Here is a 25,280-nt window from a genome sequence, read left to right on the forward strand (position 1 = left end):
AGGAATCTCGCGACTTTTCGCACCTCTTCACCTTGGCAAGGAGACCGCGTGGAGTCGATTACCCGTCAGGTAATGCGCTCCTCACACCGCGTTTAGCCGGCTAAACGCGCCAACCGAACCGCACAGAAGCGAGAGAGAGGCGTTAGAAGGATTCCAGGCAGCACGGCTCCCGGTCGGCCGCGAACGCCGCCGTCGCCCGCGCGACCGCGCCGGCGGTCCGCTCCTTGATGCGGCCCGCCGCGGCCAGCGTGCTCGGCCGGGTCCCGCCGAGGAAGATCGCGCCGAGGTCGGTCACGTCCAGTTCGAGATCCGCGGCGTCCTCCACCCGCTTCACCTCGGCGTTCCCGTCGGCCGCGGCGGTGAGCCGCCAGTTCCCGGTGTTCCACGGGCAGAAGGCGTCACGGACGCCGAACACCAGGTCCACCGGACCGTGGTAGCGGCGGGTGGCCAGGCCGCGGTCGACGTCGACGAGCCGGAGCCACAGGGCGTCACCGGCGGACCGGGTGATGGCGCGGGGGTTGGCGAGAAGGTGGATGAGCGGTTCGTCGAGGGCGGCGAACGTCTCCAGCGTGAAGACCAGGTCGTAGTCGAGCAGGTAGCGGTACAGCGTCGCGTACGCCTCCGGGGTGGTCGCGACGAGTTCCTGCACGGTCAGTGTGCCGCGCGGGCCTTCTTCGTTCCAGTCGTTCTTCAGCCGGAAGATCGCGTAGCCGTCCGGCAGGACGGCGAACTTCAGCGCGGTCGCGCCGTGGCGCCGGTACTCCGGGTCGTCGAGCAGGAATTCCCAGGTCGACTCGAGTCTGCCGAGCGCGCCGACCCGTTGCGGCGCTTCCTTTTCGTAGATCGCCTTGATCAGCGGGATCGCCTGCTCGCGGCCGACTTCGCGGACCCGCTCGGCTTCGAGTTCGACGCCGGGCCGGTACGCGGACTTCGCGCGCACCTTCGCGCGGTAGAACTGCGTCGCGAGGCCGTAACCGAAGCGCGGATAGATGATCGCTTCGGACGCCCACAGCGCGGCGATCGGTTCGCCGCCGTTCTCGTGCAGGCCGTGCAGCTGCTCCCGCATGATCCGCGTGAGCACACCCCGCCTGCGGTGCCCCGGCGCGACACCGACCGACGTCACCGCGGCGAGCGGCGTCTGCCCGGCACCGGGAACGGTGATCTCGCGGGTGAGCAGTTCACCCGTTCCGATGAGGTCGTCGCCGTCGAACACCCCGTGCGTACGGTCCGGCTCGAACACCAGCTCTTCGCGGTGTTTCAACCCTTCCGTGGGATCGGTGAGGAAAGCGCTCGCGAGCAACTCCGCGAACGCGGACAGGTCGTCGGTGGTCAGGGTGCGGATGGTCAAGTTGTCATCGCTCACTCAGCCGTCCTACGCCCCTTCACCGACGACCGCCACGTATTAAAAGGCGAAGTTCAGGGCCGGGGCCCGATCACCTCGCCCTTCTCCTTGACCTCGATGGCCATCGCGGGACACGAATCCGCCGCGTCGAGCACGACCTCGTCCGGATCCACCTCGCTCTTCGTCACCGTCGCCGTGGCGCCTTCGAGTTCGAAGACCTCCGGCACCAGCGAAGCGCACATCCCCGAGCCGATGCACGTTCCGCCATCGACCTCGACTTTCCAGCTCATGGTCACCATCCGATCGGCATGGAGCGGGGCCCCCGCACCAGCATCTGCGTCTTCCACACGATATCGCCGTCGAGGCGCAAGCCGGGAAGATCGCGCAGCAACGCCCGCAAAGCCTCCTGCAGTTCCAGCCTGGCCAGCGGCGCGCCGAGGCAGTGGTGCACGCCGTGCCCGAAACCGAGGTGGGGATTGGCCTCCCGGTCGAACCGGAGGGTTTCCGCCGAGGTGAACTGGAGCGCGTCCCGGTTGGCGGCGCCGATCGCGACCATCACCGGTTCGCCTTCCTTCACCAGTACGTCACCCACATGGACGTCCTCGGTGGCGTAGCGGGCGAATCCGGCTCCGGCACCCAGCGGGATGAACCGCAGCAGTTCCTCGACCGCCGCCGGGATCAGGTCCAGGTCCGCGCGCAGGCGGGCCAGCTGTTCCGGCTGTTCGAGCAGGGCGTAGACGAAGTTGGGGATCTGACTCGCGGTGGTCTCGTGCCCGGCGATCAGGATGCCGATGCACATGTCGACCAGTTCCAGCTCGCTCAGCTTGTCCCGCACGTCGCGCGCTTCGATCAGCGCGGTCATCAGATCGTCCTGCGGCTGGGCGCGGTGCTCTTCGACGAGCACGTGCATGTACGCCCGCAGCTCCTCTTGGTTGGCCATCATCTGTTCGGTGGTCAGCGGGCTGGTCGACAGCGCGGCGTCGCTCCACACGCGGAACTTCGGCCGGTCCTCGACGGGGACGCCGAGCAGTTCGCAGATCACCGCGACCGGGATCGGCAGCGCGTAGTCCTCGACCAGATCCGCGGGCTGCCCCTTGGCCTTCATGTCCTCGATCAGCCCCGCCGCCAGCTCCGCGACCCTCGGCCGCAGCAGTTCGACGCGGCGCATGGTGAACGCCTTCGCGACCAGCGTGCGCAGCCGCGTGTGGTCCGGCGGGTCCATGCTCAGGATCCCGCCGGGCCGCCTGCCCGGCGCCATCCGCGGCTCGTCCCGGTCCGTGGCCATCGCGCGGGAAAACCGCCGGTCACCCAGGACGAAACGCGCGTCGGCGTACCGCACCGCGAGCCAGGCGGGCTCCCCATGCGGCAGGCGGACGCGGAGCATGCCCTCGGCGTCGCGGGCGGCGGCGTAGGCCTCGTTGAGTTCGAGCCCCGCGTCCTCGTTGAACGGGTAAGCGACGAATTCGGCTTCAGTGGTGGTCATTTGTCCGGAAACCCCCCGGCTCGGCGGTTTGTAAGCGGCTGCTTACAACGCTAACCATGATCACGGACAGCGTCAATGCGCCTACCGTGCGACGTACCGTTAACCTGAGCCCGATGACGGAAGAACCGCAGGTCCGCAAGCGGGACGCGGCCGCGACGAGGGCCGCCCTGCTCGACGCGGCGGCGGCCCTGTTCGCCGAGCGCGGTTTCGACCGGACGACCGTGCGCGACATCGCGAAACTCGCCGGGGTCAACCAGGCGCTGCTGTTCCGCTACTTCGGTTCGAAGGACGCGCTCTTCGAGGAGGTCCTGGCGCGCGGCGGACGCGAGCAGATCGCCACCACCCCACCGGACGAACTGCTCGGCACGGCGTTGCGCAGCATGCTGGAGTCCGACACCGGCCGCGACCGCACCCTCGACGCCTACCTGCGCTCGACCGGGCACGACAGCGCCGCGGGCGCGGTCCGCCGCCAGCTCGGCGAGGAGTACGCGAAGGTGCTGGCCACGCTGACCGACGCCGACGACGCCGACCTGCGGGCGGATCTCATCCTGGCCTGGCTGCTCGGGATCGGCCTGGTCCGCGAGATCACCGGCAAGGAACCGCTGGCCAGCGCGGATCCCGACGACGTCTGCCGTCTCGTGCTCGGCGCGGCCCGGACGCTGCTGGAACGCAGCGGGTAATTCGGTCGCCGACCGCGCTCCCCTGTTCTACGGTCGCCTCCGTGACCTCGTTCCCACCCGCCGGCACCGAAGCCGAGTTCCGCGCTCTGACCAGGCAAGACCTGCTCCCGGCGGTGACCTCGCTGACCGGGTCGCTCGGTCTCGGCGACGTCGTCCCGTTCACCGAAGGCTCGCTGCCGGTCTATGCCGTCGGCGACGACTTGGTGCTCAAGCTCTTCCCGCCGGTGTACCTCGACGAACTCGCCACCGAGCGGACGATGCTCGAAGTCCTGCACGGAAAACTGCCGATCCCGACGCCCGCCGTGCACGGCGTCGGCGAGCGGGACGGCTGGGGTTACGTCCTCATGGAGCGCCTGCGCGGCGAGACGCTGAAGGACGCCTGGCCGAAACTGTCCACAGAGGACAAACACCGGCTCGCACCGGAACTCGGGGAGGCGTTGGCCGCCCTGCATTCCCTGCACGATCCTCGGCTCGACGTCCTGGATCCGCCGGACTGGACCGTGTTCCTCGCCAAGCAGCGGGCGAACGCCGTCGAACATCACCGCCGGACCGGACTCGGGGAAAGCTGGATCGGGCAGATCCCGGCGTTCCTCGATTCCGTCGAACTGGGCAGCCCGCCCGTCGTCCCGCTGCACACCGAATTCATGCGCGACCACGTCATGGTCACCCACGACGGCGAACACCCTCGCCTGACCGGTCTCTTCGACTTCGAACCCGCGATGCGCGGCGCGGCCGAGTACGACTTCGTCGCCGTCGGACTGTTCGTTTCCGGTGGTGACAAGGACTTTCTGCGGCGACTGCTCACCGGGTACGGCAGCACGCCGGACGAGGAATTCTCCCGGCGCTGCCTGGCGTATGCGCTTTTGCACGTCTACAGCAATTTCACCTGGTACCTCAAGGTTCTTCCGGCGCCGGAAGAACCGACGCTGGAGAACCTCAGCCGGATTTGGTGGTAGTCCACGTCACCGGCACGGCCTCCGGACCGCGGATCGAAAGCGGCGGCCGCCAGACGATGTCCGAAGCGGGAACCGCGAGATCCAGTCCGGGCAGCCCGTCGAGCAGGGTCCGGAACGCGATCTCCCCTTCGAGCCGGGCGAGCGCGGCGCCGAGGCAGAAGTGGAGTCCGTGCCCGAAGCCGAGTTGCGGCGCGTTCCGGCGGCGGATGTCGAACCGCGACGCGCCGGGAAAGGCGCTCTCGTCCCGGTTCGCCGCACCGGTGTGCGCCAGCACGGCCTCGCCGCGCCGGACCAGTCCGCCGCTCAGCTCGACGTCCTGCAGCGCGACCCGCAGCAGCGACGCGTCGGCAGGGCCGTCGAACCGCATGATCTCTTCGACGGCGCCCGTGGTCAGCTCCGGATCCGCGCGCAACGCGGCGAACTGGTCCGGATTCCGGGACAGCAGCACGATCCCGGTCGCGATCAGGCTGACCGTGGTCTCGTGCCCGGCCAGCAGGAGCTGGGTGGCCAGGTCGATCAACTCGGCCTCGGTGAGCCTGTCGCCGTCCTCGTCGCGGGCGTGCACGAGGACGCTCAGCAGATCCTCGCCCGGGGTCACCCGCTTGACGGCGACGAGGGCCGCCATGTCCTCCGCCCCGTCACGCCGGGCCTGTGCCACTTCGGCCGGGCTGTACGCCATCGGCGTGACGATCACCCGCGACCACTGACGGAACCGCTCCTTGCCTTCGAACGGGACACCGAGGATCTCGCACATCACCGACGTGGGCAGCGGGAAGGCGAACGTCTCCACCAGATCCACCGGCGGACCGTGTTCGGCCATCGCGCGCAGGAGATCGTCGGCGATCTCCTGGATCCGGGGCCGCAGCGCGGCGATCCGGCGGACGGTGAAGGCCTGTGCCGACAGTTTCCGCAGCCGCGTGTGGTCCGGCGGGTCCATGTTCAGGATGCTGTGCTCGCCGGTGGAGAAGTCGCCCGGCTCGATGAGGCACGGCGCGCCGGGGGCGAGCAGATCCCGGGAGAACCGCGTGTCGGAGAAGATCAAGCGGACGTCGTCGTACCTGGTCACGAGCCAGCCTTCGCAGCCGCTCGGGAAGACGACCTTGGACATCGGCGGATACTCGGCGTAGATCTCGCCCATCGGGGTCGCGGGATCGTCCTTCGCGGCGGGATAGGTGGCTGTCATGGGCCGATGATGAGCGGGGGAACCCGGCACCGGAAGCTTCCGGCCGTTCACCCGCCCGAAGAGCCGAAGATCCTTCTCATACCGTGATAATCGCTAAGGCAGTGCGCGCCGGAGCAGTTCGGCCAGATGCAGCGCGCGACGCCCGTCCAGCTGCTCGATCTGGGTCCGGCAGCTGAAGCCGTCCGCGACCACCTCGGTGCCCTCGGCCGCGGCCCGGATCGCGGGCAGCATGCGATCCTCGGCGCAGGCGACGGAGACGTCGTAGTGCCCGCGTTCGAAACCGAAGTTGCCCGCCAGTCCACAGCAGCCGGAATCCATTGTGGAATTGTGGACACCCGCGGCGCGCATCGCGGCCTCGTCGGCGCCGAAGCCGAGCACGGCATGCTGATGACAGTGGACCTGGCTGAGCGTTTCGACGTCCAGCGACCGGAATTCGAGCGGTGAGTCCTCGACGAGTTCGGCGAACGTCCTGGTCTGAGCGGCGAGCAGTTCCGCGACCGGGTCGCCCGGCAGCAGGGCCTCCAGGTCACCGCGGAAGAGGGCGGTGCAGCTCGGCTCCAGCCCGGCGACCTGGTAACCGGCCCGCAGATACGGTTCGAGCACGGAAAGCGTGCCGCGCAACACCTTCTTCGCGGTGTCGAGCTGTCCGGTGGACACCCAGGTGAGGCCGCAGCAGACACCGCGGTCGGGCAGGACGACGTCGTAGCCCGCCGCGGTGAGCACCTCGGCCGCGGCGTCGAGGACGTCCGGGGTCAGGTAGTTGTTGAAGGAGTCCGGCCACAGCACCACCGGCCGGGCTCCGGTCGCCCAGCGCCGGAGATCCTCGCGCCGCTTGGTGAACGGCAGCGGGGCGAAGGTCGGCAGGTCCCGTTCCGGCGCGATCCCGCCGAGTCGTTTCAGCAGACCTGAGAACCGGCGCGACATCGTGTTCGCCAGCCGCGGCGCCAGCGCGGCGGCGCGCAGCCACAACGGCAGCCAGCCCATCGAGTAGTGCGACGCCGGGCGCAGCCGCCCCTTGTGGTGGTGATGCAGGAATTCCGCCTTGTAGGTCGCCATGTCGACATCGACGGGGCAATCGGACAGGCAGCCCTTGCACGACAGGCAGAGATCCAGTGCCTCGGCGACCTCCTTCGAGCGCCAGCCGTCGGTGATCAGTTCACCGTTCACCATCTCGGCGAGCAGATGCGCGCGGCCCCGCGTCGAGTGCTTCTCCTCGCGGGTGGCGCGGTAACTCGGGCACATCACGCCGGCACCGGTGGTGTTGCGGCATTTCCCGACGCCGACGCAGCGCCGCATCGCCTGCCCGAAGCTCCCCCGATCCTCCGGGTACGCGAGCGCGGTGACGTCTTCGAGGTCCAGCGGCGCGCGCCGGACGCGGAGGTCGGCGTCGACCGGCCTCGGGTCGACGAGGATGCCGGGGTTCATCTTGCCCGCCGGATCGAAGATCCCCTTGAACCGCGCGAAAAGCGCGAGGATCTCGGGGCTGTACATCCGGGGCAGCAGTTCCGAACGGGCCTGCCCGTCGCCGTGTTCTCCGGACAGCGAGCCGCCGTGCGCGGCGACGAGATCCGCCGCCTCTTCGAGAAAGGACCGGAACCCGGCGATCCCTCGCGGGGAAAGCAGGTCGAAGTCCAGCCGCAAATGCAGGCAGCCCTCACCATAGTGGCCGTAGACGACGCTCTTGCGGCCGTGCCGTCGCATGAGTTCCTTGAACTCGCGCAGGTAGGCGCCAAGACGTTCGGGCGGGACGGCGGCGTCTTCCCAGCCCGGCCATGCCTCCTCGCCCCCGGCGAGCCGCGTCGCGAGACCGGCGCCCTCCTCCCGGATGCGCCACAGCCGCTTCTGCGCGGCGGCGTCGTCCAGCAGCGCGGCGCCGGTCAGGGCGCCGCGCAGTCCGTCGATCAGGCCGCGCGCCTTGTCCGGGTCGGCCATCTCGACGAACAGCCAGGCACCACCGGGCGGCAGGCCCTCGGCGCGGCCGGGTTCCAGCAAGGCGACGAGGTCCGCGTCGACACCTTCGACGGTGAGCGGCGACCAGGGCAGGATCGCCGGGACGGCGTCGGCGGCGGCGATGTCGGACCCGAAACCGAGCACGGCGAGCACTTTGCGCTTCGGGACCTCGGCGAGGGAGACCGTCGCCTCCAGCACGGTGACACAGGTGCCCTCGCTGCCGACCAGCGCCTTGGCGACGTCGAAACCGTTCTCCGGCAACAGGTGTTCCAGTCCGTACCCCGACACCCGCCTGCCGAAGGTGGACAGTTCGGTGCGCAGTAACGCCAGATTGTCCCGGACGAGCGCGCGGAGTTCCGAAAAGACCCGGCCCTCCGTACCCGGCCTGGCCGCCCGTGCGTCCACTTCGGACGGTGAGGTCGGGCCGACGGTCAGCCGGGTGCCGTCGTAGAGCAGGACGTCCAGTTCGCGGACGACGTCGACCGTGCGCCCGTAGGCGACCGAATGCGAACCGCACGCGTTGTTGCCGATCATCCCGCCGATCGTGCAGCGGGAATGCGTCGACGGATCGGGGCCGAACCGGAGGCCGTGCGGCGCGGCGAGTGCCTGGAGGTGATCGAGGACGGTCCCGGGGGCCACCCTCGCCGTCCGCGCGACGGGATCGAGGTCGAGGACGCCGCCGAGATGACGCGAGGTGTCGATCACGACGCCCGGCCCGCAGGAGTTGCCCGCGACGCTGGTGCCGCCGCCGCGGGCGATCACCGGCAGCCCCGCCTCCCGGCAGGCGGCGACGGCCGCGATCACGTCGTCGACGTTCCGCGGCAGCACCACGCCCTGGGGCACGTGCCGGTAGTTGGAGGCGTCGGTCGTGTACAGGGCCAGTGTCGCGGCGTCGGCCAGGATCTCCACGGGTCCATTCAAGACAACCGAGGCCGGAAACGCATCGGTGAACCTCTCCGTACGGGTGTGTCGGAAACCACGTCCGGTGTGCGATCGTGAGCGCGTGACGGCGAAACGCCAGGTCGCGGAGGAACTCGCCGCCGAGCACAGCGCGGTGCTCGGCGGGCTTCTGCGCGAGCGTGAAGCGCTGCTCGCCACCCTCGACAGGGTCGCGGCGCTCAACGGGACCGCGCGGCTGATCCGCGAATCCATCGGCACGCATTCGGGTTTCGTCGCCGAGATCACCGCCCCCGAGGAGGCGGTGATCCGCTGGATGTCGGGCACCCGCACGGACGCGCTGCAGGACCTCGCCGTGCCCATCGGCCAGGGCATCGGCGGCCGGGTGCTGGCGCTGGGCAGGCCGGTCCGGGTCAACGACTACGTCAGCTCGCCGAGTATCACCCACCAGTTCGACGCGCAGGTCCGCGGCGAGGGCCTGGCCGCGATGATCGCCGTCCCGATCGTGAACGGGACCGAGACCGTCGCGATCGCGTACGCCGCCATGCGCGAGCGCCGCGATTTCGGTGACGACGCGGTCAAGTCGCTCGAGGCCATCGCGGGTGAGGCGGGCCGGGCGCTGAAACTGGCGTCGGTCGCCGAGGCCGACCGCGCGACGGCGCTGTCCGCCGAACGGCTCCGGATGCAGAGCGCCTTGCACGATTCGGTCGGTGCGCTGCTGTTCTCCATCGGCGTCCAGGTCCGGAACCTGCACGAGGACATCAGTGACAACCCGGCGCTCGAATCGCGGCTGCGGCGGCTGGAAGGCGACGTTTCGGCCGCGTCACGGGCGCTGCGCGAATCGCTGCTGGCGCTGTCGGAGTCCAGTCCGGAACGCGCGCTGCCGGTGGAACTGGCCGAGCACTGCCGCTCGTTCCAGGCCCGCTGCGGGGTCCCGGCGCGGTTCGTCCAGCTCGCCCCGGTGCCGCGGCTGGACGCCGAGCGCACCGGGCTGCTGGTGGCGGCCGTCCGGGAAGGTCTGCTCAACGTCGAGAAACACGCCGACGCGCTGTCGGTCGTGGTCAGCCTGCTGCCCAGCGAAGACGGCGTGCAGGTGGTCGTCGCCGACGACGGGGCCGGTCACCGGGGCGAGGAACCCGGGCCCGGCACCGGGATGGGCCTGCGCTCGCTGGCCGAACGCGCCGCGCGGCTCGGCGGCCGGGTCAGCCTGGTCCGGGACGACGACGATGGGTGCACGCTGCGCGCCTGGGTACCGGAACCGTGCCGGCGCCGGTGACCGTCCTCGTCGTTGACGACCATCCGGTGGTCCGCGACGGGGTGAGCCTGCTGCTGCGCTACGACCCGGCGATGACCGTCGTCGGCTCGGCCGAGACCGGCCGGGCGGCGATCCAGCGGGCGGCCGAGCTGAAACCGGTGCTGATCCTGCTGGACCTGCGGTTGCCGGACATGCTCGCGCCCGAGGTCATCGCCGAACTCCGGCGCGTGCATCCGGCCGGGCGGATCGTGGTGTTCACCGCGCACGGCGACCATCAGGGGGTGCGGGCCGCACTGGACTCCGGCGCGCACGGCTGCCTGCTCAAGGACGTCGCCGGGACGGATCTGGTGGCGGCGTTGCGGCAGGTGCTCAAGGGTGAACGCGTCGTCGATCCGCGGATCTTCCCGGACGACGGCCAGCGATCCGACGCGCTTGCCCGCAGCGGCCTGACGCGGCGCGAGTACGAGGTTTTACGACTCGCCGCGCAGGGTCAGACGAATCCGGAGATCGCGGAGTCGACCGGGCTGGCGCGGAACACGGTGAAGACCTACCTGCAGTCCGCGCTGCACAAACTCGGTGCCCGCAACCGGGTTGAAGCCATCGGCAAGGCCTCCGAAGCCGGCCTCCTGTAACCCGCGTTTAGTCCTCTGGATGCGGTACTTCGACGCCGAACTACCGCATCCAGAGGACTAAATGCGGTAGTTGCCGTTTCGTAGCCGGGTGGGTCTCCAGGTGGGGGTGACGCGACGGAGGGTGCCCACGCAGGATGACCGCCACCGATCGTGACTCGCGTCACACGAACGGAGGAGGCGGCTTGCTGAGTGTCCGTGATCTTGAGGTGCGGTACGGCCGATCGGTGGCCGCACTGCACGGGGTCGACCTCGACGTTTCACCCGATGGAGTACTGGCCGTCCTCGGCAGCAACGGCGCCGGGAAATCGACCCTGCTGCGGACCATCTCCGGGACGCTGCGCATGCACCGGGGCTCGGTTTCGGCCGGTGAGGTCCGCTACGACGGCAAGCCGCTGACCAGGCTCGACCCCGCCCGCATCGTCGGTCTCGGCGTCGTCGGTGTCCCCGAAGGACGCCAGGTCTTCGCGCGGATGACGGTCGAGGAGAACCTGCGCGCGGGCGGGATCGGCGCCCGCTCCCCCGAGCAGCGCGCCGCCGCGAGGAAACGCGTCGACGAGCTCTTCCCGGTCCTGTCCGAACGCGCCAAACAGCGCGCCGGCCTGCTTTCCGGCGGCGAGCAGCAGATGCTCGCGATCGGCCGCGCGCTGATGTCCGGACCGCGGCTGCTGCTGCTCGACGAACCCTCGCTCGGTCTCGCGCCGAAGATCGTCGAGCGGATCGGCGACATCATCCGCGAGATCCACGACCAGGGCACCGCGGTCGTCCTGGTCGAGCAGAACGCCGTGATGGCGTTGCGGGTGGCCGACCACGCGATCGTCCTCGAAGTCGGCCGGGTCGCCCTGTCCGGCACCACGGCCGAACTCGCCGCGAGCGAGGACGTCCAGCGGCTCTACCTCGGCGGCCACGCCGAATCCCAGGCCACCGCCGAAGCCGAAGCGGCCGACGCCCGCGAGCAGCTGGCGGGCCGGAGCCTGTCGAGGTGGGCCGGATGACGCCGCCGGAGTTGCACGTCGAGAACGTGACCCTGCGCTTCGGCGGGATCCGGGCCCTCGACGACGTCTCCTTCACCGTCGGCTCCGGTTCGCTGCACGCGCTCATCGGCCCGAACGGCGCCGGGAAGTCCAGCTGCTTCAATGTGATCAGCGGGCTCTACCGGGCGAACAGCGGCACTGTCCGGCTCGGCGACACCGTCCTTTCCGGACTCCCGCCCCATCGGCTGGCAGGCCTCGGCGTCGGCCGGTCGTTCCAGAACGCCGCGCTGTCCCCCGGCTCGACCGTGCTCGACAACGTCATGCTCGGCCGCCAGTCGCTGACCAAGGGCGGCTTCCTCGCCTGCGGCCTCCGGCTGCCGTGGACGGTCCGGGCCGAACGGCGGCATTCCGCGCGCGCCAAGGAGATCTGCGACTTCCTCGGGATCGGCGCGCTGGTGGACCTCCCGGTCGGCGCGCTGCCCTACGGCGCGGTGAAACGCGTCGACCTCGCCCGCGCCCTCGCCGTCGAACCGGTCCTGCTGCTGCTCGACGAACCCGCGGCCGGGATGAACGCGACCGAGACCGCCGGACTGGCCGGGACGATCCGCGACATCTCGAGCGGACTCGGCATCTCGATTCTGCTCGTCGAACACGACATGGGGCTGGTGATGGGCATCGCGGACCGGGTCACCGTCCTCGACTTCGGCAGGCGCATCGCCGACGGGACCCCCGCCGAGGTCCAGTCGGATCCGGACGTGATCAAGGCATACCTCGGCACGGAGGCCAGCGCGTGAACACTTTTGTGCAGCTCGTCGTCAACGGACTCGGCAAGGGCGCGGTGTTCGCGTTGCTGGCGCTGGGTTTCGTGATCATCTTCAAGGCCACCGAAGTGGTCAACTTCGCGCACGGCTCGCTCGTGCTCTTCGGTGGCTACCTGGTCGTGGTCACCAGGGAATCCCTCGGCTGGGCGGGTGCGTCACTGGTCGGCATCGCCTCGGCCGGACTGCTCGCCCTGCTACTGGAACGACTCCTGCTGTCCCGTTCGCGGCACGCGGACGCGAACAGCCTGGCGCTGCTGACCATCGGCGTCGATGTGATCGTCACCGAGGAGATCGTCCGGCGCCTCGGCGTCACGTTGCCGTTCCTCGGCGACGCCTGGGACGCGCGGCCGTTCCAGCTCGGCGGGATCACCTTGTTCCGCACGCAGCTGGTCGCACTGCTCGTCGCCGCCGTGCTGATCACCGCGTTCACCCTCGCGTTCAAGTACTCGAACTGGGGTATCGCGATGCGGGCGCAGGCCGAGAACCGCGAAGCCGCCGCGCTGATGGGGATCCGCAGCTCCCGGGTGACGGCGACGGCGTGGGTCGTCGCCGGGCTGCTCGCCGGGGTCGCGGTGCTGTTCATCGCCACCCAGGACTTCTCGGGCGCGGGACTGTCCCGCGGCACGCATTCCATCGCGCTCGCGGCGTTCCCCGCGGCCATCCTCGGCGGGCTGGACTCGACAGCGGGCGCGGTGGTGGGCGGGCTGGTCGTCGGGCTCGTCGAAGCTCTTTCGGCGCAGTACGTGTCGTTCGACTTCTCCAAGAGCGCGGTCTTCCTGGTGATGCTCGTGGTCCTGGTGGCGCGGCCGTCGGGGTTGTTCGGGACGAGGGAGAGCACCCGTGTCTGACACCGCCGTGAAAACGCCGCCCGCCGCACCGCCGACGCCTCCCGTGAAACGCGATCGGGGTCGGCTGTTCAAGGCGCTGGCCTGGATCGCGCTGCTCGTCGTCCTGCTCGCGATTCCGCTCTACCTCGACGCCGCCTGGCTGAAGGCCGGGCAGTACATGATGATCGGCGGGGTCGGCGCGATCGGGCTGACGCTCTTGGTCGGGCAGGCCGGGCAACTGTCGCTGGCGCACGCGTTCTTCCTGCTGGCGGGCGCGACCGGGTACACCGTCCTTTCCGGACCGACCGACGACGAGCGCGTGTCCGGGCTGGGCCTCGACCCGGGCTTGTCGCTGGTCGGCGCGGTGGTCATCACGGCGGTGCTCGGGCTGGCGTTCGCGCCGGTCTCCGGACGGCTTCGCGGGATCTACCTCGGTGTCGCGTCGCTGTCCCTGGTGTTCCTGGGACTCTACTTAGGACAGTCCGCCGAGCGGCTGACCGGCGGGACGTCGACGGGGCGCACCCCCGAACCGTTCTCCCTGTTCGGCTTCCCGTTCACCAACGGTGGTCCCGAGATCGTCCTGCTGGGCGTGCCGATCCGGCAGGCGGAACGGCTCTGGTACCTCTTCCTGCTGCTGACCGTGCTCGCGTTCGTCGTCGCCCGCGCGGCGGTCTCCAGCCGGGTCGGGCGGTCGTGGCGGGCGGTGCGGGACAACGAGGCCGCCGCGTCGGTGATGGGCGTCAGCGTCACCAGGGCCAAGGCGGGCGCGTTCGCGGTCTCCTCGGCGTACGCGGGACTCGCGGGCGCGATGACCGTGCTGTGGTTCGACATCCTCAAACCCGACGAAAGCGAATTCGGCACCTACGGCATCAACGTCTCCATCGCCTTCCTGGCCATGGTGATCATCGGAGGACTCGGTTCGGTACCCGGCGCGCTGGTGGGCGCGCTGATCGTCAACGGGCTGCCGCAGGTGCTTTCGCTGTACTCCGCCGACCTCGGCTGGTTCTCCGGGACCGGCGACGGCGCACTGACCCCGATCCTGGTCAGCTCCTTCGTCTACGGCGCCGCGATCATCCTCGTGGTGCTCTTCGAACCGGGTGGGCTCGCCGCGATCGGCCGCCGGCTCACCCGGCGTCTCACCCCCGCTAGAAAACCTCATCTTCCAGAGGAGCAAGGCATATGAAGCGCACATATCCGGCCGTCGCACTGGCGGCGGTCCTCGCCCTCGCGGCGTGCAGCACGAAGGCGGGCGACTCGGGGTCCTCGGGGGCGGACGGCTCGGGGGTCAAGGCCGGCAAGGGAGTGACGGCTTCGGAGATCACGCTCGGCGTGATGACCGACAAGACCGGGGTGTTCAAGAACCTCGGACTCGGCATCACGCAGGGGAACGAGTTGTGGGCCAAGGACTTCAACGACGCGGGCGGGGTGTGCGGGCGCAAGGTCAAACTGGAGACCGTCGATCACGGCTACAAGGCCGACACGGCGAAGACGCTGTATCCGCAGATCGAGCCGAAGGTGCTCGGGTTCGTCCAGTTGCTCGGTTCCCCCGTGGTCGCCGCGCTGAAGCAGAACATCGCGGCGGACAAGACCGTCGCCGCGCCCGCGTCCTGGTCTTCGGAACTGCTCGACAACCAGTACGTGATGATCGTCGGGACGACCTACGACCTGGAGATCATCGACGGGCTGTCGTACCTGCAGGAGAAGGGCCTGGTGAAGGACGGCGACACGATCGGGCACGTCTACATCGACGGTGAGTACGGCAAGAACGGCCTGCGCGGCTCGCAGTTCTACGCCAAGAAGCACAATCTGACGGTCAAGGAGGTCAAGGTGACCTCGACCGACAACGACCTCACCAACATCGTCACCGGGCTCAAGGGCGCCGGGGTGAAGTCCATCGTCCTGACCACCACCCCGGCGCAGACCGGATCCGCGCTCGCGGCGAACAAGGCGCTCGGGCTGAACGTGCCGGTGCTCGGCAACAACCCGACGTTCGACCCGGTGCTGCTCAAGAGCCCGGCCGCGAACGCGCTGGACAAGCTGACGATCGTCGCCAGCAGTGTCCCGTTCTCCGCCGACATCCCGAAGGCCAAGGACGTCGCCTCGAAGTACAAGGCCGCGTACAAGGAGACCCCGAACGGCGGGATCCCCTACGGCTACGCGGTCGGCGAGGTGTGGGGCGCGGTGCTCAAGAAGGCGTGCGAGAACAAGGACCTCACCCGGGAGGGCATCGCCGCGGCGCTGAAGCAGACGACGTCGGCAAGTACGGAGGACCTGGTGGCGGCACTGGACTTCTCGAAGGCGGGCACCCCGGCGACGCGCCAGGTGTACGCGGCGACGCCGGACGCGTCGGCCGAGGGCGGGGTCCGCTACGTCAAGCCGCTGTTCGAGGCTCCCGAGGCGAAGGAGTACGTGGCCCCGCACCAGAAGTGAGGCGGGCTTCGGCGAGTGCGTTCGCTTCGGCCAGCGGTGTGGTGCCGTTGGCCGAAGCGGCGTCGAGGATCCTTCGCGTGGTCGCTTCCAGTGTCTCGACCCGGTCGAGCGCCTCGGTGTGCGTGAGGTTCTCCTTTTCGCGGCCGAGGGTGTAGACGACTCCCCCGGCGCTCGCGACGAAATCCGGGATCCACAGCACCCCTTGCGCGGCAAGGACGGGGGCGACCGCGTCCTCGGTGAGCTGGTTGTTGGCCGGGCCGACCACCAGCGGAGCGGCGACCTCGGTGGCGGGGCCGAACACGCCGCCGACGGCGGCCGGGATCAGGACGTCGGCCCGGAGCCCGAGCACCTGCTCCGGCCGGACCCGGCGGAGTCCTTGTTCACCGGCGGCACGGAGCCGTCGTTCGTCCACATCGGACACGGTGACGTCGGCGCCCCGCTCGGCCAGTGCGGCGGCCAGATGCGCGCCGACGGAGCCGTATCCGCTGATGACCACTTTCCGGCTCTTCATCGAGGCGTCACCGAAGACCGCCCGGGCTCCCGCCCGCAACGCGGCGAGCACCCCGGCGGCGGTCGGCCCGCTCGAAGATCCGGTGCCGCCGTGCTCTTCGGGCACGCAGAACGCGTGCGGCGTCCGCTCACGCAGCACGAGCATGTCGTCGGGACCGGTTCCGACGTCCGGACCCGCGAGATACGCGCCGTCGAGTGACGCGATGAGGTCGGCGTGATCGAGCAGGATCTCGCGCCGTAGCCCGGGGCCGGGTACCCGGTCGAGCGCGACGACGCTCTTGCCGCCGCCGAAGTCCAGCCCCGCGACCGCGCATTTGCGGGTCATCGCCGCGGACAGCCTCAGCACGTCGTCGATCGCGTCGCGGAGGCCCGGGTAGACCTTGAACCGGCACCCGCCGACGGCCGGGCCGAGCGTGCGCGAGTGCACCGCGACCATCGTGGTCACCCCGGACCGGCGCCCGCGCCGGACGACGACCTGCTCCCAGTTCTGTACGGACATTCCGCTTCCCTCCACGCATTCAGTCGGCTTGATGCGCTGAAGCTAGGCTGATCTTCAAGCTGATGGTCGATCTGGCGAACGATATTCGGCAGAGCGAAGAAAGGAACGGGCGTGGACGAACTTGATTCGGCGATCATCCGGGAACTCCAGGCGGATGCGCGGCAGTCGAACCGCGACATCGCCCGCAAGGTCGGCGTCGCGCCGTCGACCTGCCTCGAACGGACGAGGCTGCTGCGCGAACGCGGCGTCATCCGCGGCTATCACGCGGACATCGACCTGCGGAGCCTCAACCGCGGCGTGCAGGCGATGGTGTCGGCGCAGGTGCGGCCGCTGAGCCGGGAGGTGATCGACGGCTTCCAGCGTTCGGTGGCGGAATTGCCGGAGGTCCTTTCGGTGTTCGTCACCGCCGGCAGTGACGATTTCCTGATCCACGTCGCCGCACAGGACGTCGATCAGCTCCACGCGTTCCTGGTGGATCGGCTGTCGAAGCGCAAGGAGATCGTCGGCTTCCGCAGTTCGATCATTTTCCGGCATCTGCGCAAGACCGAGCTGGAACCGCTGCCGCGACGAATACCGGGAGAGAACCCGTAGGGGTGAGCACCCGTTCACCCTTGAATTCGCGACTCGCCACCCCTAAGTACGCCCGAAATCCAAGACTTCGCATCGGAGAAGACGGAAACTGTCGGGGGTATGGGTTTGACTGTTCTTCAGCGGACCAGAAAGGAGGCACGCCATGGACGTTCGGACAGAGCTGAACCATCGTGAGCGGGCCACCCTGAGAGCCGTGGCCGAGGGCCACGCCGAGATCAGCTGCAGCTGCGAGCCGGACCTGTTCGTCGACGGCCTCGCCTGCTGCGACCAGCACACCGCGCACCGCCTCGCCCATCTCGGCCTGGTGGTGGCCGCCAGGGTCGGGCGCTGGGGCGAACGCGTGCCCGCCCTGCTCACCCAGGCGGGGGCGAGGGCACTAGGGGTCGCCGCACCGGAGTTCGCCGCGTAAAACGGGTTGCCGAAGCGTTTCCCCGGCGCCACGCTTTGCCGATGCGTGTCTTCCTGGAGACCGAGCGGCTCCTGCTGCGGCAGTTCACCGGCGGCGACGTCGACGACCTGTTCGCGCTCTACGACGATCCCGAAGTGATGCGGTACCTCAATGGGGGCGAACCCGCCGACAGGGCGGAGATCGAAAACCACGACCTTCCCGCCTTTCTCGCTTACTACGAGCGTTTCCCCGGTTACGGGTTCTGGGCGGCGATCGAGAAATCCAGCGGGACTTTCCTGGGGTGGTTCCATTTCCGCCCGCTGCGCGGTCATCACACCGACGATCCGGAACTGGGTTACCGGCTGAACCGGTCTTCCTGGGGCAAGGGGTATGCGACCGAAGGCTCGCTCGCGATCTTGGAAAAGGGCTTCACCGAATTCGGGGCCCGGCGGATCTGGGCGGCGACCATGGCGGTGAACCTGGGGTCGCGGCGGGTGATGGAGAAGATCGGGATGCGGCACGTCCGGACCTATCACGAGGACTTCGACGACCCGATCCCCGGCACGGAAGAGGGCGAGGTCGAGTACGCCATCACGCTGGAGGAATGGCGCGCCCTGACCCGAAGCGCTCCGCATCCAGAGGACTAAACGCGGGCAATGGGGGCTCAGGGGGTGGGCAGCCAGGTTTCGCCGATCTCCTCCGCGAGGGCCTCGCCGCCGGTCAGATCGGCCAGCCAGGCATGGAACGCGTCACCCTGGTCCGGCGCGAGCCCGACGTCGAAGTGCGCGACGTCCTCGAAGCGGGTCGCGTGCAGCAGGTACGGCGACGAACGGAGGTCGTTCTCCAGCCGTCCGGCCCGGTCGTAGTCGACGATGACCTCCACCAGCCGCAGCCGCCGGTACTCCCGGACCCCGACGGCGTCGACGGCCTCGGAGACGGCCTGGCCGTACGCGCGGATCAGCCCGCCCGCCCCGAGCAGCACCCCGCCGAAGTAGCGGGTCACCACGGCGACCGTGTCGGTCAGCTCCCGGCGGCGGAGCACCTCGAGCATCGGGGTGCCCGCCGTACCCGCGGGCTCGCCGTCGTCACTGGAGCGCTGGGTCCGGCCGTCCGCGCCCAGGACGAACGCGTGGCAGTGGTGGCGGGCCGCCGGATCGGCCTTCTTCCGGGCGGCGATCACCGCCCGGGCGGCGTCTTCCGAGGTGACCGGGGCGAGGGCGCAGAGGAAGCGTGACCGCCGGATTTCGATCTCGTGGACCCCGGTGCCCGCCACGGTGAGATAACGATCCGCCATCGGCCAAGCCTCTCAAACCAGTCAGGACGCTCTGCCGTTCGGGCGATCCGCCGGTCACTTCAGGTGATCACAACACCCACGATACGCACTCGAATGCGCGATCCAGGTCACACTCCCGAGTGACGTGAGCGTTCGTTCACGCAGGTCAGGGCGCCAGTGCCCCACTCAGTGGACATGTCGTTCCAGCCCGTGGGCAGATGATGTTTGAAGTCAACGCCCGCGTGGCATTTCCCACCCCGACCAAGCGACGTATGTCGATAACAGCGAATTCACACTATCGTCATAAGACCGGCGAACCCGGGAGTAACACGTGTACCCGCCAGCCACCCACCACAGCGGCCGGGCGGCGCCCACGTGCACAGCAGCACCGATATGCGCATCGGCCGCCCAATGCAGTGCGGCTCCACGAGGCCTGCCCCCGTATTCGCGGGCGGGATCGTTCCCTCTCGACTGACCATCGCGGTCCCGGACCACTCTGTTAACTGGTTCACGCACGAACCACCCGAACGGAGTGGTACCGGTCGCGCCGACGCCTTGGGAGGCGGCCAGCCGTGACCCACCATGCCAGCTACAAGGGCAGCAAGGCCCCCGAAGGCCTGTACGACCCGGAGTTCGAACACGACGCCTGCGGTGTCGCGTTCGTCGCGGACCTCTCCGGTAAACGCGATCACGGCATCGTCGCCAAAGCGCTGATCGCGCTGCGGAACCTGGAACATCGCGGGGCCCGCGGCGCCGACCCGGAGACCGGCGACGGCGCCGGGATCCTCATCCAGGTCCCCGACGAGTTCTATCGTGAGGTCGTCGGCTTCGACCTGCCCGAGCCCGGCGCGTACGCCGTCGGCACGGCTTTCCTTCCGCAGGACGAAATCGTCCGCGGCCGGGCGATGACGACCATCGAGCGCGTCGCCGCCGAAGAGGGCATGCGTGTCCTCGGCTGGCGCGACCTTCCCGTCCACACCGAACACGTCGGGACGGGCGCGGCCGAGACGATGCCGTATTTCAGCCAGTTGTTCCTGGCCGGCCGGCAGGACTCGTTGTCCGGTCTGGCGCTGGAACGCGCCGCGTTCGTGGTGCGCAAACGCGCCGAACACGCCCTGACCGAGGACGACGTCTACTTCCCGAGCCTGTCCTCGCGCACGATCGTCTACAAAGGAATGCTCACCGAGCCGCAGGTGGAGAAGTTCTTCGCCGACCTCACCGACGAGCGCGTCACCAGCGCCATCGGCCTGGTGCACTCCCGTTTCTCCACCAACACCTTCCCGTCGTGGCCGCTGGCGCACCCGTACCGGTACGTCGCCCACAACGGTGAGATCAACACCCTGCGCGGCAACCGGAACTGGATGGACGCGCGTGAGGCGCTGCTCGAATCCGACCTGATCCCCGGGGACCTCAAGCGGATCTACCCGGTCATCACGCGGGGCGCGAGCGACTCGGCGTCCTTCGACGAGGTGCTGGAGCTGCTGCACCTCGGCGGCCGGTCGCTGCCGCACGCGGTGCTGATGATGATCCCGGAGGCCTGGGAGAACCATCAGGAGATGGACCCCGCGCGCCGCGCGTTCTACGAGTTCCACTCGACGCTGATGGAGCCGTGGGACGGCCCCGCGCTGGTGTCCTTCACCGACGGCACCCAGATCGGCGCCGTGCTCGACCGCAACGGCCTGCGCCCGGCGCGGTACTGGGTCACCGAAGACGGCCTCGTCGTCCTCGCCAGCGAGGTCGGCGTGCTGGAGCTGGAGCAGTCCACGATCGTCCGGAAAGGACGGTTGGAGCCGGGCCGCATGTTCCTCGTGGACACCGAGGCCGGCCGGATCATCGAGGACGAGGAGATCAAGGACCAGCTGGCGACCGCGCATCCGTACGACGAATGGGTCGAGGACGGGTTGCTGCCGCTCGACGGGCTCCCCGAACGTGACCGGGAGATCCCGCCGCACGCCGCGCTCGTGCGCCGTCAGCAGGCTTTCGGCTACACCGAAGAGGAACTCGACGTCCTGCTCGAACCGATGGCCCGCACCGGCGCGGAGCCGATCGGGTCGATGGGCAACGACTCCCCCATCGCGTCGCTGTCGAGCCGACCGCGGCTGATCTTCGACTACTTCATCCAGCTTTTCGCCCAGGTCACCAACCCGCCGCTGGACGCGATCCGCGAGGAACTGGTCACCGCGCTGGGCACCCAGCTGGGCGCGCAGCCGAACCTGCTGAGCGGCGACGCGTCGTCGTGCCGCCGGATCGTGCTGCCGTTCCCTGTGCTGGACAACGACGAGTTCGCGAAGCTGGTGCACGTCAACGACGACGGTGACCTGCCGGAGTTCCAGTCGGTCACCGTCCACGGCACCTACGACGTCCACGGTGGCGGCGAGGCACTCGTGCGACGGCTCGACGAGATCCGCGCCGAGGTGTCCGCGGCCATCGCCGAGGGCGCGCGGCTGATCGTGCTGTCCGACCGCGGGATCGACGAAGACCACGCGGGCATCCCGTCCCTGCTGCTCACCGGCGCGGTGCACCATCACCTGGTGCGCGAGAAGACCCGCACGCAGGTCGGCCTCATCGTCGAGGCGGGCGACGCGCGCGAGGTCCACCACATCGCGCTGCTGATCGGCTACGGCGTCGCCGCGGTGAACCCGTACCTGGCGATGGCGACCGTCGAGGAGATGGCCGATCAGGGCCTGATCCCCGGGGTCACCGCCAAGCAGGCGACCGCGAACCTCATCAAGGCGCTGGGCAAGGGCGTCCGCAAGACGATGTCGAAAATGGGAGTGTCCACAGTGGCCTCCTACACCGGCGCGCAGATCTTCGAAGCGGTCGGGCTCGGCGACGAGGTCATCCAGAACTGCTTCACCGGCACCACTTCCCGCCTCGGTGGCGTCGGCTTCGACACGCTCGCGCTGGAAGTCGCCGAACGGCACCGGCGGGCGTTCCCGCGCGACGGGTTCCGCGCGAACCACCGCGAGCTGGAGACCGGTTCGGACTACCAGTGGCGCCGCGAGGGCGAGCCGCATCTGTTCAACCCGCAGACGGTGTTCAAACTCCAGCACTCCACGCGTGCCGGGAAGTACGAGGTCTTCAAGGAGTACACGAAGGCCGTCGACGACCAGGCGCAGAAGCTGTACACGCTGCGCGGCCTGTTCGACTTCAAGATCGGCCAGCGTCCCGCGGTGCCGATCGAGGAGGTCGAGCCGGTCTCCGAGATCGTCAAGCGGTTCGCCACCGGCGCGATCTCCTACGGCTCCATTTCGGCGGAGATGCACGAGACCCTGGCCATCGCGATGAACCGGCTCGGCGGAAAGTCGAACACCGGTGAGGGCGGCGAGGATCCGGACCGGCTCTACGACCCGGAGCGTCGCAGCGCGGTCAAACAGGTCGCGAGTGGACGGTTCGGCGTCACGAGTGAGTACCTGGTGAACGCCGACGACATCCAGATCAAGATGGCGCAGGGCGCGAAGCCCGGCGAGGGCGGCCAGCTGCCCGGCGCGAAGGTGTACCCGTGGATCGCGAAGACGCGGCACTCCACGGCGGGCGTCGGGCTGATCTCCCCGCCGCCGCACCACGACATCTACTCGATCGAGGATCTCGCGCAGCTGATCCACGACCTCAAGAACGCCAACCCGGCCGCGCGGATCCACGTGAAGCTCGTGTCCGAGGTCGGCGTCGGCACGGTCGCGGCGGGCGTGTCCAAGGCGCACGCGGACGTCGTACTCATCTCCGGGCACGATGGTGGCACCGGCGCTTCCCCGCTGTCGTCGATCAAGCACGCGGGCGGGCCGTGGGAACTCGGCCTCGCCGAGACCCAGCAGACGCTGCTTGCCAACCGGTTGCGCGACCGGATCGTGGTGCAGACCGACGGCCAGCTCAAGACCGGCCGCGACGTCGTCATCGCCGCGCTGCTCGGCGCGGAGGAGTTCGGTTTCGCGACCGCGCCGCTGGTCGTGTCCGGCTGCATCATGATGCGCGTGTGTCACCTCGACACCTGCCCGGTCGGCGTCGCGACGCAGAACCCCAAGCTGCGCGAGAAGTTCAGCGGCAAGGCCGAGTACGTGGTGAACTTCTTCGAGTTCATCGCCCAGGAGGTCCGGGAGTACCTGGCGGAGCTGGGCTTCCGGTCCATCGGCGAGGCCGTCGGGCACGCGGAGATGCTCGACAAGCGCAAGGCGATCGACCACTGGAAGGCCGCCGGGCTCGACCTGTCGCCGATCTTCCACGTGCCCGAGATGGCTCCCGCCGGACGGCGTCACCAGCAGACGGTGCAGGACCACGGACTGGAGAAGGCGCTCGACAACACGCTGATCCAGCTCGCCGAGGGCGCGCTGTCCTCCGGCGACAAGGTCCGGCTGGAACTGCCGGTCCGCAACGTGAACCGGACCGTCGGCACCATGCTGGGCCACGAGCTCACCAAGCGGTGGGGCGGCGAAGGCCTGCCGGACAACACGATCGACGTCACCTTCACCGGGACCGCGGGTCAGTCGTTCGGCGCGTTCGTGCCGAAGGGCATCACCCTGCGGCTCTACGGCGACGGCAACGACTACGTCGGCAAGGGCCTGTCCGGCGGACGGCTCATCGTGCGGCCGCCGAAGGTGGCGCGTTACCACGCCGAAGAGCACATCATCGCCGGCAACGTGATCGGCTACGGCGCGACCAGCGGCGAGATCTTCATCCGCGGCAAGGTCGGCGAGCGGTTCTGCGTGCGCAACTCGGGCGCGCTGGCCGTCGTCGAAGGTGTCGGTGACCACGGGTGCGAGTACATGACCGGTGGGCGGGTGGTCGTCCTCGGCGCGGTGGGCCGCAACTTCGCGGCCGGTATGTCGGGCGGTGTCGCCTACGTGCTGGACCTGCCGGTGCACCGGGTCAACCCGGAGATGGTCGACGTCGACCCGCTGGATTCGTCCGATGTGGACTTCCTGCGCGAGGCGCTCGAAAAGCATTACGACGAAACGGAGTCCGCGGTCGCGCGCACGCTGCTCGCCGACTGGGAGGCCGCCGTCGAACGGTTCGGCAAGGTCATGCCGAAGGACTACAAGCGGGTGCTCGCGGCGCAGGCGAAGGCCGAGCGGGACGGGCGTGACGTGAACGAGGCGATCATGGAGGCCGCACATGGCTGACCCCAAGGGCTTTCTGACCACCACTCGCGAGACGCCGAAGAGCCGTCCCGTCGACCTGCGCCTGATGGACTGGCGCGAGGTGTACGAGGACTTCGCGACGTCGAAACTGCAGAAGCAGGCCGGGCGCTGCATGGACTGCGGTATCCCGTTCTGCCACCAGGGCTGCCCGCTCGGGAACCTCATCCCCGAGTGGAACACGCTGACCTGGCGCGACGATTGGCGTGACGCGGCCGAGCGGCTGCACGCGACCAACAATTTCCCGGAGTTCACCGGGACCCTCTGCCCGGCGCCGTGCGAGACGGCGTGTGTGCTCGGGATCAACGACGATCCCGTCACCATCAAGCGGGTCGAGATCTCGATCATCGACCGGGCCTTCGAAGAAGGCTGGGTCACGCCGCAACCGCCGGTGGCGCTCACCGGCAAGAAGGTCGCGGTGGTCGGATCCGGCCCGTCGGGACTCGCCGCGGCGCAGCAGCTCACGCGCGCGGGCCACAGTGTCGTGGTCTTCGAGCGGGCCGACAAGATCGGCGGGCTGCTGCGCTACGGCATCCCCGAATTCAAGATGGAGAAGCGCCGCCTCGACCGCCGCCTCGACCAGATGCGGGCCGAGGGCACGGAGTTCCGGACGTCGGTGAACGTCGGCGTCGATCTCACCGTCGAGGAACTCAAGTCGTCGTACGACGCAGTGGTCCTCGCCGGTGGCGCGACGGCGTGGCGCGACCTGCCGATCCCTGGCCGCGAGCACCAGGGCATCCACCAGGCGATGGAGTTCCTGCCGCCGGCCAACCGCGTCGCGGCCGGTGAACTGGACGTCTCGCCGATCAGCGCCGAAGGGCTCGACGTCGTCGTCATCGGCGGCGGCGACACCGGCGCGGACTGTGTCGGGACCTCGCACCGGCAGGGCGCCAAATCGGTGACGCAGCTGGAGATCATGCCGAAGCCGCCGCTTTCGCGGTCGGACGCGCATCCCTGGCCGACGTACCCGATGATCTACCGCGTCTCGTCCGCGCACGAAGAGGGCGGCGAGCGGCTGTACTCGGTCAACACCCAGGAGTTCCTGGCCGACGCCGACGGGCGCGTCCGCGCGCTGAAGCTGGTCGAGGTGCGCAACGAGGGCGGCAAGTTCGTCCCCGTCCCGGGTACCGAGAAGGAACTCCCGGCGCAGCTGGTGCTGCTCGCGATGGGCTTCGTCGGCCCGGAGCGGGAAGGCCTGCTGGAGGCGCTCGACGTCGAACTGGACCAGCGCGGCAACGTCGCCCGCGACAAGGCGTTCAAGACCAGCGTCGACAACGTCTTCGTGGCCGGCGACATGGGCCGCGGCCAGTCACTCATCGTGTGGGCGATCGCCGAAGGCCGCTCCGCGGCGGCCGGCGTCGACGCGTTCCTCACCGGACGTGACGTCCTGCCCGCCCCGATCGCCCCCACCGACCGCCCCATCTCCTAGAGCCCCATCTCCCCCGCATCCAGTCCTCTGGTCG

21 protein-coding genes are annotated in these 25,280 nt (G+C 69.3%); 14 read left to right on the plus strand and 7 right to left on the minus strand.

The window, feature by feature from the left end; translation table 11 throughout:
• Positions 1-142: 142 nt before the first annotated feature.
• Genes SD37_RS32585 through SD37_RS32595 form a run of 3 tightly spaced genes read right to left on the minus strand, consistent with a single transcriptional unit; the run spans position 143 to position 2,825 of the window.
• Entirely contained in the window at positions 143-1,363 is a 1,221-nt protein-coding gene (locus tag SD37_RS32585) for a GNAT family N-acetyltransferase (protein ID WP_044856135.1), read from the minus strand.
• A gap of 53 nt (positions 1,364-1,416) precedes the next feature.
• Positions 1,417-1,632, minus strand: a complete 216-nt coding sequence (locus SD37_RS32590) for a ferredoxin (protein WP_083255149.1) — start codon at positions 1,630-1,632, stop codon at positions 1,417-1,419.
• 2 nt (positions 1,633-1,634) lie between these two features.
• Positions 1,635-2,825 carry a cytochrome P450 gene (locus SD37_RS32595; protein WP_044856137.1) on the minus strand — a complete coding sequence of 397 codons (1,191 nt, stop codon included), beginning with the start codon at positions 2,823-2,825 and terminating at the stop codon, positions 1,635-1,637.
• 113 nt (positions 2,826-2,938) lie between these two features.
• On the opposite strand from SD37_RS32595, the gene SD37_RS32600 reads away from it, so the two are divergent.
• Both SD37_RS32600 and SD37_RS32605 read left to right on the plus strand, forming a co-directional pair.
• Positions 2,939-3,505, plus strand: a complete 567-nt coding sequence (locus SD37_RS32600) for a TetR/AcrR family transcriptional regulator (protein ID WP_037303397.1) — start codon at positions 2,939-2,941, stop codon at positions 3,503-3,505.
• 41 nt (positions 3,506-3,546) lie between these two features.
• On the plus strand, positions 3,547-4,461 hold the full coding sequence (locus tag SD37_RS32605; RefSeq protein WP_044856138.1) for a phosphotransferase family protein: 915 nt from the start codon (positions 3,547-3,549) through the stop codon (positions 4,459-4,461).
• On the opposite strand, the gene SD37_RS32610 is transcribed toward SD37_RS32605, so the two are convergent.
• Both SD37_RS32610 and SD37_RS32615 read right to left on the minus strand, forming a co-directional pair.
• Positions 4,442-5,644: a cytochrome P450 gene (locus tag SD37_RS32610; protein WP_063774606.1), complete on the minus strand. Its 1,203-nt coding sequence runs from the start codon at positions 5,642-5,644 to the stop codon at positions 4,442-4,444. The genes SD37_RS32605 and SD37_RS32610 overlap by 20 nt on opposite strands.
• 93 nt (positions 5,645-5,737) lie before the next feature.
• Positions 5,738-8,503, minus strand: coding sequence for an FAD-binding and (Fe-S)-binding domain-containing protein (locus SD37_RS32615; RefSeq protein ID WP_044856139.1), 2,766 nt, complete (start codon positions 8,501-8,503; stop codon positions 5,738-5,740).
• A 94-nt stretch (positions 8,504-8,597) separates the two neighbouring features.
• Between SD37_RS32615 and SD37_RS32620 the strand changes: the two genes are divergently transcribed.
• The 7 genes from SD37_RS32620 to SD37_RS32650 all read left to right on the plus strand — a co-directional run bounded on the left by SD37_RS32620 (position 8,598) and on the right by SD37_RS32650 (position 15,427).
• Positions 8,598-9,767 carry a GAF domain-containing sensor histidine kinase gene (locus SD37_RS32620; protein WP_044856223.1) on the plus strand — a complete coding sequence of 390 codons (1,170 nt, stop codon included), beginning with the start codon at positions 8,598-8,600 and terminating at the stop codon, positions 9,765-9,767.
• A complete protein-coding gene (locus SD37_RS32625; RefSeq protein ID WP_037303391.1) occupies positions 9,752-10,378 on the plus strand; it encodes a response regulator in 627 nt (208 codons plus the stop codon). Before SD37_RS32620 ends, SD37_RS32625 begins: the two co-directional genes overlap by 16 nt.
• 182 nt (positions 10,379-10,560) lie before the next feature.
• Complete coding sequence (locus SD37_RS32630; RefSeq protein WP_044856224.1) at positions 10,561-11,370, plus strand: ABC transporter ATP-binding protein; 810 nt, start codon at positions 10,561-10,563, stop codon at positions 11,368-11,370.
• Positions 11,367-12,143 carry an ABC transporter ATP-binding protein gene (locus SD37_RS32635; protein WP_174567871.1) on the plus strand — a complete coding sequence of 259 codons (777 nt, stop codon included), beginning with the start codon at positions 11,367-11,369 and terminating at the stop codon, positions 12,141-12,143. Before SD37_RS32630 ends, SD37_RS32635 begins: the two co-directional genes overlap by 4 nt.
• Positions 12,140-13,018, plus strand: a complete 879-nt coding sequence (locus tag SD37_RS32640; protein WP_044856141.1) for a branched-chain amino acid ABC transporter permease — start codon at positions 12,140-12,142, stop codon at positions 13,016-13,018. Before SD37_RS32635 ends, SD37_RS32640 begins: the two co-directional genes overlap by 4 nt.
• A complete protein-coding gene (locus SD37_RS32645) occupies positions 13,011-14,180 on the plus strand; it encodes a branched-chain amino acid ABC transporter permease (RefSeq protein ID WP_044856142.1) in 1,170 nt (389 codons plus the stop codon). The genes SD37_RS32640 and SD37_RS32645 overlap by 8 nt, the downstream gene beginning before the upstream one ends.
• Positions 14,177-15,427, plus strand: coding sequence for an ABC transporter substrate-binding protein (locus SD37_RS32650; RefSeq protein ID WP_037303387.1), 1,251 nt, complete (start codon positions 14,177-14,179; stop codon positions 15,425-15,427). The genes SD37_RS32645 and SD37_RS32650 overlap by 4 nt, the downstream gene beginning before the upstream one ends.
• On the opposite strand, the gene SD37_RS32655 is transcribed toward SD37_RS32650, so the two are convergent.
• Positions 15,369-16,436 (minus strand): Glu/Leu/Phe/Val dehydrogenase dimerization domain-containing protein, encoded by a 1,068-nt coding sequence (locus SD37_RS32655; RefSeq protein WP_044856143.1) that lies wholly within the window; start codon positions 16,434-16,436, stop codon positions 15,369-15,371. The two genes, SD37_RS32650 and SD37_RS32655, sit on opposite strands and share 59 nt — an antisense overlap.
• Before the next feature lie 111 nt (positions 16,437-16,547).
• On the opposite strand from SD37_RS32655, the gene SD37_RS32660 reads away from it, so the two are divergent.
• The 3 genes from SD37_RS32660 to SD37_RS32670 all read left to right on the plus strand — a co-directional run bounded on the left by SD37_RS32660 (position 16,548) and on the right by SD37_RS32670 (position 18,062).
• Complete coding sequence (locus SD37_RS32660) at positions 16,548-17,027, plus strand: Lrp/AsnC family transcriptional regulator (protein ID WP_044856144.1); 480 nt, start codon at positions 16,548-16,550, stop codon at positions 17,025-17,027.
• A 142-nt stretch (positions 17,028-17,169) separates the two neighbouring features.
• Positions 17,170-17,436, plus strand: a complete 267-nt coding sequence (locus tag SD37_RS32665) for a hypothetical protein (RefSeq protein ID WP_037303385.1) — start codon at positions 17,170-17,172, stop codon at positions 17,434-17,436.
• A gap of 41 nt (positions 17,437-17,477) precedes the next feature.
• Positions 17,478-18,062 (plus strand): GNAT family N-acetyltransferase, encoded by a 585-nt coding sequence (locus SD37_RS32670; protein ID WP_044856145.1) that lies wholly within the window; start codon positions 17,478-17,480, stop codon positions 18,060-18,062.
• 17 nt (positions 18,063-18,079) lie between these two features.
• Here SD37_RS32670 and SD37_RS32675 read toward each other — a convergent pair whose 3' ends face one another.
• Positions 18,080-18,709, minus strand: coding sequence for a YigZ family protein (locus SD37_RS32675; RefSeq protein WP_037303383.1), 630 nt, complete (start codon positions 18,707-18,709; stop codon positions 18,080-18,082).
• Positions 18,710-19,260: 551 nt separating this feature from the next.
• On the opposite strand from SD37_RS32675, the gene gltB reads away from it, so the two are divergent.
• Both gltB and SD37_RS32685 read left to right on the plus strand, forming a co-directional pair.
• Positions 19,261-23,802: a glutamate synthase large subunit gene (gene gltB / locus SD37_RS32680; protein WP_044856146.1), complete on the plus strand. Its 4,542-nt coding sequence runs from the start codon at positions 19,261-19,263 to the stop codon at positions 23,800-23,802.
• Entirely contained in the window at positions 23,795-25,246 is a 1,452-nt protein-coding gene (locus tag SD37_RS32685) for a glutamate synthase subunit beta (RefSeq protein WP_044856147.1), read from the plus strand. Before gltB ends, SD37_RS32685 begins: the two co-directional genes overlap by 8 nt.
• Positions 25,247-25,280: the final 34 nt, after the last annotated feature.

Origin of the sequence: Amycolatopsis orientalis (assembly GCF_000943515.2) — a bacterium.
Taxonomy (GTDB): Bacteria; Actinomycetota; Actinomycetes; order Mycobacteriales; family Pseudonocardiaceae; genus Amycolatopsis; species Amycolatopsis orientalis.

Coding starts and splice junctions, on each gene's coding strand:
- SD37_RS32685 (WP_044856147.1), top strand. CDS start 23,795: ATGGCTGACCCCAAGGGCTTTCTGACCACCACTCGCGAGACGCCGAAG.
- SD37_RS32595 (WP_044856137.1), bottom strand. CDS start 2,825: ATGACCACCACTGAAGCCGAATTCGTCGCTTACCCGTTCAACGAGGAC.
- SD37_RS32600 (WP_037303397.1), top strand. CDS start 2,939: ATGACGGAAGAACCGCAGGTCCGCAAGCGGGACGCGGCCGCGACGAGG.
- SD37_RS32675 (WP_037303383.1), bottom strand. CDS start 18,709: ATGGCGGATCGTTATCTCACCGTGGCGGGCACCGGGGTCCACGAGATC.
- SD37_RS32670 (WP_044856145.1), top strand. CDS start 17,478: ATGCGTGTCTTCCTGGAGACCGAGCGGCTCCTGCTGCGGCAGTTCACC.
- SD37_RS32635 (WP_174567871.1), top strand. CDS start 11,367: ATGACGCCGCCGGAGTTGCACGTCGAGAACGTGACCCTGCGCTTCGGC.
- SD37_RS32650 (WP_037303387.1), top strand. CDS start 14,177: ATGAAGCGCACATATCCGGCCGTCGCACTGGCGGCGGTCCTCGCCCTC.
- SD37_RS32590 (WP_083255149.1), bottom strand. CDS start 1,632: ATGAGCTGGAAAGTCGAGGTCGATGGCGGAACGTGCATCGGCTCGGGG.
- SD37_RS32665 (WP_037303385.1), top strand. CDS start 17,170: ATGGACGTTCGGACAGAGCTGAACCATCGTGAGCGGGCCACCCTGAGA.
- SD37_RS32610 (WP_063774606.1), bottom strand. CDS start 5,644: ATGACAGCCACCTATCCCGCCGCGAAGGACGATCCCGCGACCCCGATG.
- SD37_RS32655 (WP_044856143.1), bottom strand. CDS start 16,436: ATGTCCGTACAGAACTGGGAGCAGGTCGTCGTCCGGCGCGGGCGCCGG.